Source organism: Vannielia sp. ABF1_015 (assembly GCF_056160745.1).
Window position 1 is genome coordinate 732,437 of record NZ_JBSWXT010000002.1, and the last position, 12,694, is coordinate 745,130.

The 12,694-nt window shown below is 64.9% G+C and carries 13 protein-coding genes; 7 read left to right on the forward strand and 6 right to left on the reverse strand.

Annotation, left to right across the window (positions count from 1 at the left end; translation table 11 throughout):
- Nucleotides 1-43 precede the first annotated feature (43 nt).
- Together hisF and ACXAG6_RS15910 are read left to right on the forward strand one after the other, a co-directional pair.
- Nucleotides 44-805 carry an imidazole glycerol phosphate synthase subunit HisF gene (gene hisF / locus ACXAG6_RS15905; protein WP_475338771.1) on the forward strand — a complete coding sequence of 254 codons (762 nt, stop codon included), beginning with the start codon at nucleotides 44-46 and terminating at the stop codon, nucleotides 803-805.
- Nucleotides 802-1,107 carry a phosphoribosyl-ATP diphosphatase gene (locus ACXAG6_RS15910; protein ID WP_475338772.1) on the forward strand — a complete coding sequence of 102 codons (306 nt, stop codon included), beginning with the start codon at nucleotides 802-804 and terminating at the stop codon, nucleotides 1,105-1,107. The genes hisF and ACXAG6_RS15910 overlap by 4 nt, the downstream gene beginning before the upstream one ends.
- A gap of 88 nt (nucleotides 1,108-1,195) precedes the next feature.
- Here the strand turns inward: ACXAG6_RS15910 and ACXAG6_RS15915 are convergent, their stop codons facing one another.
- The 4 genes from ACXAG6_RS15915 to hpaR form a co-directional block, all read right to left on the reverse strand.
- Complete coding sequence (locus ACXAG6_RS15915; RefSeq protein ID WP_475338773.1) at nucleotides 1,196-1,576, reverse strand: RidA family protein; 381 nt, start codon at nucleotides 1,574-1,576, stop codon at nucleotides 1,196-1,198.
- Between the two features lie 78 nt (nucleotides 1,577-1,654).
- Nucleotides 1,655-2,920, reverse strand: a complete 1,266-nt coding sequence (gene clpX / locus ACXAG6_RS15920; protein ID WP_475338775.1) for an ATP-dependent Clp protease ATP-binding subunit ClpX — start codon at nucleotides 2,918-2,920, stop codon at nucleotides 1,655-1,657.
- A gap of 133 nt (nucleotides 2,921-3,053) precedes the next feature.
- Nucleotides 3,054-3,689: an ATP-dependent Clp protease proteolytic subunit gene (locus tag ACXAG6_RS15925; RefSeq protein WP_475338776.1), complete on the reverse strand. Its 636-nt coding sequence runs from the start codon at nucleotides 3,687-3,689 to the stop codon at nucleotides 3,054-3,056.
- A gap of 158 nt (nucleotides 3,690-3,847) precedes the next feature.
- Complete coding sequence (gene hpaR / locus ACXAG6_RS15930; protein ID WP_475338777.1) at nucleotides 3,848-4,324, reverse strand: homoprotocatechuate degradation operon regulator HpaR; 477 nt, start codon at nucleotides 4,322-4,324, stop codon at nucleotides 3,848-3,850.
- Between the two features lie 133 nt (nucleotides 4,325-4,457).
- Here hpaR and ACXAG6_RS15935 point away from each other — a divergent pair, with 133 nt between their 5' ends.
- From ACXAG6_RS15935 to ACXAG6_RS15955, 5 genes are all read left to right on the forward strand, one after another.
- Entirely contained in the window at nucleotides 4,458-4,853 is a 396-nt protein-coding gene (locus ACXAG6_RS15935; protein ID WP_475338779.1) for a 5-carboxymethyl-2-hydroxymuconate Delta-isomerase, read from the forward strand.
- A complete protein-coding gene (hpaE, locus tag ACXAG6_RS15940; protein WP_475338780.1) occupies nucleotides 4,850-6,352 on the forward strand; it encodes a 5-carboxymethyl-2-hydroxymuconate semialdehyde dehydrogenase in 1,503 nt (500 codons plus the stop codon). Before ACXAG6_RS15935 ends, hpaE begins: the two co-directional genes overlap by 4 nt.
- A gap of 78 nt (nucleotides 6,353-6,430) precedes the next feature.
- Complete coding sequence (hpaD, locus tag ACXAG6_RS15945) at nucleotides 6,431-7,411, forward strand: 3,4-dihydroxyphenylacetate 2,3-dioxygenase (RefSeq protein WP_475338781.1); 981 nt, start codon at nucleotides 6,431-6,433, stop codon at nucleotides 7,409-7,411.
- Nucleotides 7,412-7,483: 72 nt separating this feature from the next.
- Nucleotides 7,484-8,938, forward strand: coding sequence for an NAD-dependent succinate-semialdehyde dehydrogenase (locus ACXAG6_RS15950; protein WP_475338782.1), 1,455 nt, complete (start codon nucleotides 7,484-7,486; stop codon nucleotides 8,936-8,938).
- 81 nt (nucleotides 8,939-9,019) lie between these two features.
- Nucleotides 9,020-9,871, forward strand: coding sequence for a fumarylacetoacetate hydrolase family protein (locus tag ACXAG6_RS15955; RefSeq protein ID WP_475338784.1), 852 nt, complete (start codon nucleotides 9,020-9,022; stop codon nucleotides 9,869-9,871).
- 21 nt (nucleotides 9,872-9,892) lie between these two features.
- Here the strand turns inward: ACXAG6_RS15955 and ACXAG6_RS15960 are convergent, their stop codons facing one another.
- Together ACXAG6_RS15960 and paaZ are read right to left on the reverse strand one after the other, a co-directional pair.
- Nucleotides 9,893-10,645 carry a PaaX family transcriptional regulator C-terminal domain-containing protein gene (locus ACXAG6_RS15960; RefSeq protein WP_475338785.1) on the reverse strand — a complete coding sequence of 251 codons (753 nt, stop codon included), beginning with the start codon at nucleotides 10,643-10,645 and terminating at the stop codon, nucleotides 9,893-9,895.
- 24 nt (nucleotides 10,646-10,669) lie between these two features.
- A complete protein-coding gene (gene paaZ / locus ACXAG6_RS15965) occupies nucleotides 10,670-12,691 on the reverse strand; it encodes a phenylacetic acid degradation bifunctional protein PaaZ (protein WP_475338786.1) in 2,022 nt (673 codons plus the stop codon).
- Between the last annotated feature and the right edge of the window lie 3 nt (nucleotides 12,692-12,694).

The window sequence follows — 12,694 nt, forward strand, 5'->3', positions numbered from 1 at the left end:
CCCCGGCTTCCCTCCGCCAGCAAAACCGGCTATCGCGTGCCCCATGTTGAAGACCCGCATCATCCCCTGCCTTGACGTGGCCGATGGCCGCGTGGTCAAGGGCGTAAACTTCGTCGACCTCGTAGATGCCGGCGACCCGGTGGAATCCGCCCGCGCCTATGACGCCGCCGGCGCCGACGAGCTCTGTTTTCTCGACATCCACGCGACCCATGAAAACCGCGGCACCATGTATGATTTGGCCACGCGCACGGCCGAGCAATGCTTCATGCCGCTCACCATCGGCGGCGGGGTGCGAACCCATGAGGATGTGCGCAAGCTGCTGCTCTCGGGCGCCGACAAGGTGAGCTTCAACTCCGCCGCCGTGGCCGACCCGAACGTGATCACCGAGGCCGCCATGCGCTTCGGCTCGCAATGCATCGTCTGCGCGATCGACGCAAAAACCGTCGAACCCGGCCGGTGGGAAATCTTCACCCACGGCGGCCGCCGCCCCACCGGCATCGACGCGGTCGAATTTGCCGTGATGATCGCCGAAAAAGGCGCGGGCGAGATCCTCCTCACCTCGATGGACCGGGACGGCACCAAGGCGGGCTTCAACCTGCCCCTCACCCGCGCCATCGCCGATGCGGTGCCGGTGCCGGTGATCGCCTCAGGCGGCGTCGGCACGCTCGATCACCTTGTCGAGGGCGTCACCGAGGGCCATGCCTCCGCCGTGCTCGCCGCCTCAATCTTCCACTTCGGCACCTACACCATCGGCGAGGCCAAGAGCCACATGGCCGCCGCCGGAATCCCCGTGAGGATGACATGAGCCTTTCCGCCCTCGCCGCCACCATCGAGGCCCGCAAATCCGCCGATCCCGAATCGAGCTGGACAGCCAAGCTCCTCGCCAAAGGCCCGGAGAAATGCGCCGAGAAGTTCGGCGAGGAGGCCGTGGAGGCCATCATCGAAGCGGTCAAGGGCGACCGCGCCAAGCTCACCGCCGAGGCCGCCGATGCGCTCTACCACCTGCTGGTCATGTGCGCCGCCCGCGATGTCACCCTGGCCGACATCGAAGCAGAGCTCGCCTCACGCCAAAACCAATCGGGCCTGAGCGAAAAGGCCTCCCGCTAGGCCAGCCCGCCCCTCATTGGTCCTCCGAAAATCCCGGGGGTGTGGGGGCAGCGCCCCCACTGCGTAACGGCGCATCGAAGCTCCCCGCTCAAGGCAACCGCGCCGTCACCTCGATCTCGATCTTCATCGCCGGGCTGATCAACCCCGCTTCAATCATCATCGCCGCAGGCCGCGCCTTGCCGAAGGCCTCCGCCAGCACCGGCCAGCAGGGCTCAAAGTCGGCAGCCACCGGCAACACGTAGTTCACCCGCACCACGTCATTCAGGCTCGCCCCGGCTTCGGCCAATGCCCGCCGGATCGTCTCCAACGTATTGCGGCACTGCTCCACCACGCCCTCGGGCATTTCGCCGGTCTCGGGGTCAGCCCCGGTGCTGCCGGCCACGAACACCCAGCCATCGCACACCACGGCACGGCTGTAGCCGATCTTTTCCTCATAAGGCCCACCCGAAGATATCAGCCGCCGTTCCATATGTCCCTCCAAAACAAAAGGCCCCGCTTCCGCGAGGCCCGTAGGGTGGGCAATTCTGCCCACCGTTCGCTCCGTTCCTCAAGCCGAGGCGTTTTCGGCCTTACTCTCTTCGGAGTAGATGAACAGCGGCTGCGCGTCGGAGTTGACGGCCTCCTCGTTCACCACAACTTCGTCCACCTCGCTCATTCCCGGCAGGTCAAACATGGTATCCAGCAGGATGTCTTCCATGATCGAACGCAAGCCACGCGCACCGGTCTTGCGCTCGATGGCGCGCTTCGCGATGGCCCGCAGCGCGTCGTCGGTGAAGGTCAGCTCGGTATCTTCCAGCTCAAAGAGTCGCTGATACTGCTTCACCAGCGCGTTCTTCGGCGCTGTGAGAATGGTCACCAGTGCATCCTCGTCAAGGTCTTCCAGCGTGGCGAGCACCGGCAGGCGACCAACGAACTCGGGGATCAGGCCGAACTTGAGCAGATCTTCCGGCTCAAGCTCGGTAAACACTTCGCCAACGCCCCGGTCGTCATTGTCCTTCACATCGGCCCCAAAGCCGATTGCAGAGCCCTTGCCGCGTTGGCTGATGATCTTGTCGAGCCCGGCAAATGCGCCGCCGCAGATGAACAGGATGTTGGTCGTGTCGACCTGCAGGAACTCCTGCTGCGGATGCTTGCGCCCGCCCTGCGGCGGCACGGAGGCCACGGTGCCCTCCATGATTTTCAGCAGCGCCTGCTGCACACCCTCGCCGCTCACATCGCGTGTGATGCTCGGGTTGTCAGACTTGCGGGTGATCTTGTCGACCTCGTCGATGTAGACGATGCCGCGCTGCGCCCGCTCCACGTTGTACTCGGAGGCCTGAAGCAGCTTGAGAATGATGTTCTCCACATCCTCGCCCACGTAACCGGCTTCGGTCAGCGTGGTGGCATCAGCCATGGTGAAGGGCACATCGAGGATGCGCGCCAGCGTCTGGGCCAGCAAGGTCTTGCCGCAGCCGGTCGGGCCGATCAGCAGGATGTTCGATTTTGCCAGCTCGATCTCGCCGGTCTTGCCCGCGTGGTTGAGCCGCTTGTAGTGATTGTGCACCGCCACCGAGAGCACGCGCTTGGCGTGGAACTGGCCGATCACGTAATCATCGAGAACTTCACAAATCTCCTTCGGCGTCGGCACGCCGTCGGAGGATTTGAGGCCAGAACTCTTGGTTTCCTCGCGGATGATGTCCATGCACAGCTCGACGCATTCGTCGCAGATGAACACCGTTGGGCCTGCAATCAGCTTTCGCACCTCGTGCTGGCTCTTGCCGCAGAAAGAGCAATAAAGCGTGTTCTTGCTGTCACCACCTGAATTCGTTGCCATTCATAACCCCTCGGGCTGCCTTGCCCGTTGTCTTGCATTCTGCCCCGTGTGCGCCCCTGATGCAAAAGCCTAGGGCAGCACCCAGCGGGACACAACGCCAAATTAAAGTGAACGGCGCACGCTTTGCCGCAGCTTACTTGCTACCGCTCTCGTCGCCGCTCTTGTCGCGGTTCTCCACGATCTCGTCGATCAGGCCCCAGTCCTTGGCTTCTTCAGGGCTCATGAAGTTGTCGCGTTCAAGCGCGGCTTCCACCTTCTTCAGGCTTTGGCCCGTGTGCTTAACATAGATCTGGTTAAGCCGGTCTTTCAGCTTCTGGGTTTCCTGCGCGTGGATCATGATATCCGTCGCCTGGCCCTGATAGCCACCGGAGGGCTGGTGCACCATGATGCGGCTGTTGGGCAGCGAAAAGCGCATCCCCGTTTCGCCCGCGGTCAGCAGCAGCGAGCCCATCGAGGCCGCCTGGCCGATCACCAGCGTGCTCACCTTCGGGCGGATATACTGCATCGTGTCATAGATCGAGAGACCGGATGTCACCACGCCGCCGGGGCTGTTGATGTACATGCTGATCTCTTTTTTCGGGTTCTCCGCCTCAAGGTGCAAAAGCTGCGCCACGATAAGCTGGCTCATGCCGTCGTGCACCGGGCCGTTCACAAAAACGATCCGCTCCTTCAGCAGACGCGAGAAGATATCATAGGCCCGCTCGCCACGGCTGGTCTGCTCAACCACCATGGGGACGAGGTTCATGTAGGTTTCAACGGGGTCGTTCATAACTCGGGCCTCGACTTTATGGGCCCCGGTCAGCGGGGCTGTGGTTCTCGTCCCCTTGTCTTAGTGCTGGCATGGGGGGGCTGCAAGAGCACCACGCCCAAAGACCTCATAACCGTGAACAATTGGTTGAGACGGCGGCGACTGACGCGCAATGCCGTTCAGGTCTTCCGCTCCGCCAGATCATTGAGCAGATCGAGCAGGGCATCCACCTTCTCCTGGCCAAATGCCTGCTCCAACTCGCTGAATATCCGGTTGCTCTCGCCCATATGCCGGGCAAGCAGCGCCCGCCCCTCCTCAGTGATCGCCAGCCGCAGCTTGCGCCCGTCATGGGGGTCTTTTTCTCGGGTGATATAGCCGCGCTCTTCGAGCGACTGCATGATGCGGGTGAGGCTGGGCAGCAAGAGGCAGGCCTGATGCGCCAATTCCTTGGGCTCCATCCGGCGATTCTCATCAAGCACACGCAGCACGCGCCACTGTTGCTCGGTCACACCTGTGGAGGCCAGCATTCCGCGCAGCGGAGCCATCACGGCTTCGCGCGCCCTCAAAAGCGCAATCGGCAGAGACCGTGACGTATGGCGCATCGAACCATTACCCTCCCGAGCCCCGCCAGCAGACATCGGGGTATCATCTGACATGTATTATGTATGACTTATTCGTGACAGTGCATCAAGATAGGTTATCAGCCGGTGTGGGGTCTGGCGTCAATAAAACTTGACACCCGGGGTAAATATCATTAACGAGTTAATAACTTCTGGGGGGGGGGAGCCTGTGCCACATATCCGCATCGAATACTCGGCCAACCTTGAGGCCCACGCCAATATCTCCGCCTTCTGCGAGGCCCTGCGGCAGGCCGGGCTGGAAACCGGCGTGTTTCCCATGGCCGGCATCCGCGTCCGCGCGGCCCGGTGCGAAGCCTACGCCATCGCCGATGGCGACCCGGCCAATATCTTCGTCGATATCTCCATCCGCCTGCGCGGCGGTCGCCCGCAGGACGCCAAGGAAGCCGCCACGGCCCATGTCTTCGAAGCCGCCCGCGCCTTCCTCGCCCGGGTCATCGCAAGCCAGCCGATCATGCTCAGTCTTGAAATGCGCGACATTGACCCCGCCCTTTCGCCCAAGCTCAACACCGTGCGCGACCATATCGCCGCCAAGGAGGCCAAATGACCGACCTCGCCACCAACACCGCCAGCCTCGCCCCCCACCTTGCCCGCCTGAAGGCCGAGGGCATCGCCCACCGCATTGCCGGGCAGGATGTGACAGGCGCCACCTTCACCAACCATTCACCCGTCGATGAAAGCGAAATCTGTCAGGTCGCCCGTGGCACCGCCGCCGATATCGACGCCGCCGCCCAGGCCGCCAAAGCCGCCTTCCCCGCATGGCGCGACATGCCCGGCACCGCCCGCAAGAAACTGCTCCACGCCGTGGCCGATGCCATCGAGGCCAATGCCGAGAAAATCGCCCTTTGCGAGGCGTGGGACACCGGCCAGCCGATCCGCTTCATGGCCAAGGCGGCGCTGCGTGGGGCCGAGAACTTCCGCTTCTTTGCCGACCGCGCTCCCTCGGCCCGCGACGGCCAGCACCTGCCCTCCCCCACGCTGATGAACGTCACCACCCGCGTGCCGATCGGCCCCGTGGGCGTCATCACCCCGTGGAACACCCCCTTCATGCTCTCCACATGGAAGATCGCCCCCGCGCTCGCCGCAGGCTGCACCATCGTCCATAAACCGGCCGAGTTCTCCCCTGTCACAGCCCGCCTCCTCATCGAGATCGCAGAAGAGGCCGGCCTGCCCCCGGGCGTGTGGAACATGGTCAACGGGATGGGCGAGGAGGCCGGCAAGGCGCTCACCGAGCACCCCGCCATCAAGGCCATCGCCTTCGTGGGTGAAAGCAAAACTGGCTCCATGATCCAGGCCCAGGGCGCGCCAACCCTCAAGCGCTGCCACTTCGAGCTTGGTGGCAAAAACCCGGTGGTGGTCTTCGAAGATGCCGATCTGCCCCGCGCCCTCGATGCCGCCATTTTCATGATCTACTCGCTGAACGGCGAGCGCTGCACCTCCTCCTCGCGCCTGCTGGTGCAGGAGAGCATTGCCGAGAGGTTCGAGGCCGAGCTGGCCGCACGGGTGAAAAACATAAAGGTCGGCCACCCGCTTGATCCGAAAACCGAGGTTGGCCCGCTCATCCACAAGACCCACTTCGACAAAGTGTCGAGCTACTTCGACAAGGCCACCTCCGAAGGCGCGACCATCGCCGCAGGCGGCACCCGCGTCGGCGTGGCCGGGCACTTCGTGGCCCCCACCCTCTTCACCAATGCCACCAACGACATGGCCATCGCGCAGGAAGAAATCTTCGGCCCCGTCCTCACCTCAATCCGCTTTGCCGACGAGGCCGAGGCCCTGAGCATCGCCAACACCATCCCCTACGGCCTCACCGCCTATGTCTGGACGCAAGACATCACAAGCGCCATGCGCTTCACCGATGGGCTGGAGGCCGGAATGATCTGGGTGAACTCGGAAAACGTCCGCCACCTGCCCACCCCCTTCGGCGGGGTAAAAGCCAGCGGCATCGGGCGCGACGGCGGCGACTGGTCCTTCGAGTTCTACATGGAGCAAAAACACATCGGCTTCGCCACCGGCACCCACAAGATCCCGCGCCTCGGCGCTTGACCCGCGCTTCACCCGTAGGATGGGCAATTTGCCCACCACTTTGGCGGGCAATCAGCCCGCCACCCCGAGGAGGAAACCATGCCCATTCCCGCACCCAACCTGACCCCGGCTTTCAACATCCTGCGGCTGAGCCACGTCGAGCTGATTGTCACCGACCTCGCCAAAAGCCGCGCCTTCTATGTCGACACGCTAGGCCTGCAAGTCACCGATGAAGACCCCTCCACCATCTACCTGCGCGCCATGGAAGAACGCGGGCATCATTGCCTCGTGCTCAAACAGGGGGATGAACCGCGCGCCCGCGATCTCTCCTTCAAACTCTTCGACGAGGAGCATCTGGAGAAAGCCGAGCACTTCTTCCGCAGCAAGGGCCACCCGACCGAATGGGTCGAACGCCCCTACCAGTCGCGCACCTTTCGCTCCCGCGACCCGCACGGCATTCCGCTGGAGTTCTACGCCCGGATGGACCGCCTCCCCCCGATCCACCAACAATACAAGCTCTACAACGGCGTCAAACCGCTGCGGATCGACCACTTCAACTGCTTCTCGCCCGATGTCGATGCCTCCGTCGCCTTCTACAACGAGCTCGGCTTCCGGGTGACCGAATACACCGAAGATGCAGAAACTGGCCGTCTTTGGGCCGCATGGTGCCACCGCAAGGGCGGCGTGCACGACATGGCCTTCACCAACGGCACTGGTCCGCGCCTGCACCACACCGCCTTCTGGGTGCCCACCCCGCTCAACATCATCGACCTGCTCGACCTGATGGCCACCACCGGCTGGGTCGATAACATCGAGCGCGGCCCGGGCCGCCACGGCATCTCCAACGCCTTCTTCCTCTACATCCGCGACCCGGACGGCCACCGCACCGAGATCTACTGCTCCGACTATCAAACGGTGGACCCGGACCTTGAGCCGATCAAATGGGATCTCAAAGACCCGCAACGCCAAACTCTCTGGGGCGCCCCGGCTCCCCGCTCATGGTTCGAGGAAGGCTCCCTGTTTGAGGGCACCGACCCGGTCGCCTCCACCCTCGCCGCCACCCCCATTGTCGCCCCGTGACCGAACCAGCCATTGCCGCCCCCTGATCCGGCGCTATTGTCCGGACAAATCACAGACTCAGGAGGTTTCCCCATGCCGATGCCCAAACTCAAAGACCCCGACCTGCTAAAAGAGGCCTGCCTCGTTGCCGGCAAATGGGTGCCCGCGGGCGAGAATGCCATCGAGGTCACCAACCCCTCCACCGGCGAAGTGATCGGCCGCGTACCCAAGCTCGGCGCGAAGGAAACCGACGAGGCCATCGAGGCCGCCCGGATCGCGCAAAAGGACTGGGCGAAGCGCACCGCAGAAGACCGCGCCGACGTCCTGATGAAATGGCATGACCTGATGATGGCCGCGCAAGACGATCTCGGCGCAATCATGACCGCCGAACAGGGCAAGCCGCTCGCCGAGGCCAAGGGCGAGGTCGCCTATGGCGCCAGCTTCATCCGGTGGTTCGCCGAGCAATGCCGCCGTGCCAACGGCGAGGTCATCCCCGGCCACCAGCCCGACAAGCGCATAGTCGTGCTCAAGCAGCCGGTGGGCGTGGTGGCCGCAATCACGCCGTGGAACTTCCCCAACGCCATGATCACCCGCAAGGCTGGCCCCGCCCTCGGTGCGGGCTGCGCCATGGTGCTCAAGCCCGCCTCGCAAACCCCCTTCTCCGCCATCGCCCTCGGCGTTCTGGCCGAGCGCGCGGGCCTGCCGCTGGAGCTCTTCTCCATCCTCACCGGCTCGGCCTCGGCCATCGGCGGCGCGATGACGGCAAGCGAAACCGTGCGCGCCCTCACCTTCACCGGCTCCACAGAGGTGGGTGCCAAGCTCTACGAGCAATGCGCGCCGACGATCAAGAAACTCGGCCTCGAACTGGGCGGCAACGCCCCCTTCCTCGTCTTCGATGACGCCGATGTGGATGCCGCCGTTGAAGGCGCGGTGATCGCCAAGTTCCGCAACAACGGCCAAACCTGCGTTTGCGCCAACCGGATCTACGTGCAATCCGGCATCTACGACGAATTCGCCGAAAAGCTGGCCGCCAAGGTCAGCACCATGAAAACCGGCGACGGCTTCGACGAGGGCGTCAACTTCGGCCCGCTGATCGACGAAGGCGGGCTGGAAAAGGTGCGCGACCACGTGGAAGACGCCAAGAGCAAAGGCGCCAAGGTCATCCTCGGCGGCGAGCCGCATGAGAAGGGCGGCACCTTCTGGCAGCCCACCGTGCTCACCGGCGTGGATACCTCGATGAAAGTGACGACAGAAGAAACCTTCGGCCCCGTCGCCCCCCTCTTCAAATTCGAAACCGAAGAGGAGGCCATCGAGGCCGCCAATGCCACCGAGTTCGGCCTTGCCAGCTACTTCTACGCCCGCGACCTCTCCCGCGTCTGGCGGGTGTCCGAGGCGCTCGATTACGGCATGGTCGGCATCAACACCGGCCTCATCTCCACCGCCGTCGCCCCCTTCGGTGGGGTCAAGCACTCCGGCCTCGGCCGCGAAGGCTCAACCCACGGCATGGAAGAGTTCATGGAGCTCAAATACCTCTGCATGAACGTCTGACCGCGTCCGCTCATCCGCCCTTCGAGGCGTCTTCGCAACCCGTAGGGTGCGCATTCATGGCGCCCCCACAAGGAGCCCCTAATGACCCGCCTCGCCACCGTCACCCTGCCCTCGGGCGAAACCGCCTGGGGCACTGTCACCGAGGCGGGTTTTCACGCCCTCTCGCCGCTCTTCCCGCAGTATCCCACCCTTCGCGAGGTGGTGGCCGCCGGTGCCTGCGAAGAGGTCGCGCAAGCGGGCGATGAGCAGCCCGCGCAAACCGATTTCACCTATGAGATCCCGATCCCCTCGCCCGAGAAGATCATCTGCGTCGGCGTCAACTTCCCCGACCGCAACGCCGAGTACAAAGACGGCAAGGAGGCCCCACCCAAGCCCTCGCTCTTCATCCGCTTCCCGCGCAGCTTCACCGGCCATGACCAACCGCTGATCCGCCCGTCCGAAACGCCCCAACTCGACTACGAGGGCGAAATCGCGGTCATCATCGGCAAGGGCGGTCGCCGCATCCCCGAAAGCGAGGCGCTGAGCCACATCGGTGCCCTGACACTGTGCAACGAGGGCACCCTGCGCGACTGGGTCCGCCACGCCAAGTTCAACGTAACCCAAGGGAAAAACTGGGATAATTCCGGCGCAATGGGCCCTTGGATCGTGCCCTTCACCGATGAGGCGCAAATCACCAAGGCCAATATCGAAACCCGCGTAAACGGCGAGCTGCGCCAGCAAGACAACACCGCGCGGATGCTCTTTCCCGTCGCCTTCCAGATCGCCTACATCAGCACTTTCACCACGCTGGTCCCCGGTGACATTATCGTCTCCGGCACCCCCACCGGCGCCGGTGCGCGGTTCGATCCGCCACGGTTCCTGAAACCCGGCGATGTGGTCGAAGTCACCTCCCCCGGCCTCGGCACCCTGCGCAACACGGTGCAGGACACGTAGGCTAGGAGACCCCCACCACCGCTAAATCTCGCCAACCTCCGGTCTCGGCAGCGCCGCCAGAAGGCTGACCACGAGGCTCCGGCACCGCTCCCCGGCCCAGCCCTCGGGCATGAACCGCGCCGGCACCTGCGGCGCGCGCAGCACCACGCGCCGCCACGAGTGCACCACCAGCGCCCTGAGTGCAGCCACCTCCACAGGGGCCAGACCGGCAGGCACGCGCACCGAGGCCAGCGCACGCTCCAGCTCCGCCGCTTCCTCGAAAAGCGCTTCAGAACAAAGCCTTGCGCGCACCCAGCCCGGCAGCCCCTTAACCCGCCCGGCAGCGAGGCCCGCCGCAGGCGCGGGCGATAGCACCGCGCTCGCGGTGAGCTGCACCTCGCCCGCCCCGGCCTCCACAGCCCCCTCGCCCAGCGCCAAAAACCACGCCTTCGGCCCCTCGGCGCGGGCTGCATAAATCCTCGGGGCGGCCTCCTGTGAGCCAGCCCGGCCCTGCGCGGTCAACGCGTGCACCGCACCCCGCCCGGCCTTGCGGCTCTCCAGCCAGCCCTCCTTGCGTAGCCGGTGCAGCGCCACCCGCATCGCCTCGGGCTTCACCGCCATCGCCGCCATGATCCGCCCCAGCGCAGCGCCGTCAATCGCGTCCCCTTCGGCGCGGGCAAGGTCTCCGAAAACGGTGACGATGAGCGACCACACCCGATGCGCCCCCGGCCTGAGCGGCGCGGCGGCGGCCAGAAATTCGGGCGAAAGGTCAGAGGGTTCGGGGGCGGCGCTCATGCCTCAAGCATAGCGCCACGCCGATCAGCCCGCCACCATGGTCAGCAGCTCGTATTCGGCCACCGTAGCGCCGTCCTGTTTGGTGATTTCCACCGCCCAGCGCACCTCGCCATGCTCCGCCGTGCGCCGCTTCTTGCTCGCCACACTTAGCCGCACCGAAATGCTGTCACCGGGCACCACAGGTTGCATAAATGCAAGGCTTTCTAGCCCGGTGTTGGCCAGCACCGGCCCCTCCTCCGGGTCCACGAACAGCCCGGCAGCAAAGCTCAGAAGCAAGTAGCCATGGGCCACACGCCCCGGGAAGAACGGGTTTCGCGCGGCGGCCTCCTCATCCATATGGGCATAGAAGGTATCTCCGGTGAACTCGGCGAAATGTTCGATATCTTCAAGCGTGATCTCGCGGGCTTTCGTCTCCAGAACCTGCCCCACCTCCAGCTCACCGAACTTGCGGCGGAACGGATGGCCCTCGCTCGCCACCTCCGGCGCGCCCTTCACCTGCACCCCGCTCACCGCCCTGAGCATCTCGGGCGAGCCCTGCACCGCCGTGCGCTGCATGTAATGGGTCACGGCGCGAATACCGCCCAACTCTTCGCCGCCTCCCGCGCGGCCCGGCCCGCCATGGACCATATGCGGCATCGGCGCACCATGGCCGGTGCTCTCCTTCATCGACACGCGGTCGTTCAGGTAAACCCGCCCATGCCAGGCCGCGAGGCCCATCACCGCCTCCCGCGCCACCGCCGGATCGTGGGTAATGACCGAGGCCACGAGCGAGCCCTGCCCCCGCGCCGCGATCTCGCAGGCATGGGCCATGTCGCGATAGCCCATCACCGTGCTCACCGGCCCGAAGGCCTCTGTGTCATGCACGCGCACCACCGCATCCGGGTCGGCGCGGAACAGGTGCGGCGCCACAAAGGCCCCGCCCGTGGCCCGCGCGCCCACCGGGCTGAACCCTTCCATGCCGCCATAAGCCAGCTCCGCCTCGGAGCCGATAATCGCCGCCTTTTCAAGCACATCCGCCGCCTGCCCCGCACTCACCAGCGCGCCCATCCGCACGCCCTCCTCGCGCGGATCACCCACCGTGGTCTTGGCCAGCCGCGCCGCGACGGCTTCAATCACAGCCTCCACCCGCGCTTCAGGCACGAGGATGCGCCGGATCGCCGTGCATTTCTGCCCGGCCTTGGCGGTCATCTCGCGGTGCACCTCTTTGACAAACAGGTCAAACTCCGGCGTATCAGGCGCCGCATCCGGCCCCAGGATCGAAGCGTTCAGCGAGTCCTGCTCCGCCGTGAACCGCACCGAATTGCGCAGGATCGCGGGTGTGCCCCGTAGCTTCAACGCCGTGTCGGCGGAGCCGGTGAAGGTCACCACATCCTGCGGCCCCAGCCGCTCCAGCGTGTCGCCCAGCCCGCCGGTGACAAGCTGCAACGCCCCCTCAGGGAGCACGCCGCTCTTCAGCATCATCCGCAGGCAGGCTTCGGTCACATGGGCGGTCGCCGTTGCCGGTTTCACCACCGCCGGCATGCCCGCCAGCAGGCAGGGCGCGATCTTCTCCAGCATCCCCCAGACCGGGAAGTTGAAGGCGTTGATATGCACCGCAACCCCTTCAAGCGGAACACAAATGTGCCGCCCGCCAAAGGTGCCCGCCTTGCCGAAAAACTCCACATCGCCATCCAGCAACGGCCCGTCCTCGGGCAGCTCCTTTACCCCCTTGGAGGCGTAAACAAACAGCGTGCCGATACCGCCGTCCACGTCGATCATGTGGTCCACCGCCGTGCCGCCTGTGGTGTAACTCAGCTCATAAAGCGCCTCTTTCTGACCGCTCAGATGCAGCGCCAGCGCCTTCAGCATCTTCGCCCGCGCCTTGAAGCCCATCGCCCGCAGCACCGGCCCGCCAACCGTGCGGCCATGCTCCAGCATCGCGCCCGCATCCAGCGCCGCATTGCCAGCGCGGCCAATCCGCTCGCCGGTCACCGCATCATGGATGTCCCGCGCCCCCTCGCCCGGTGCCATCCACACGCCGCCCACATAGCTGCCAACTTCGATCATGCT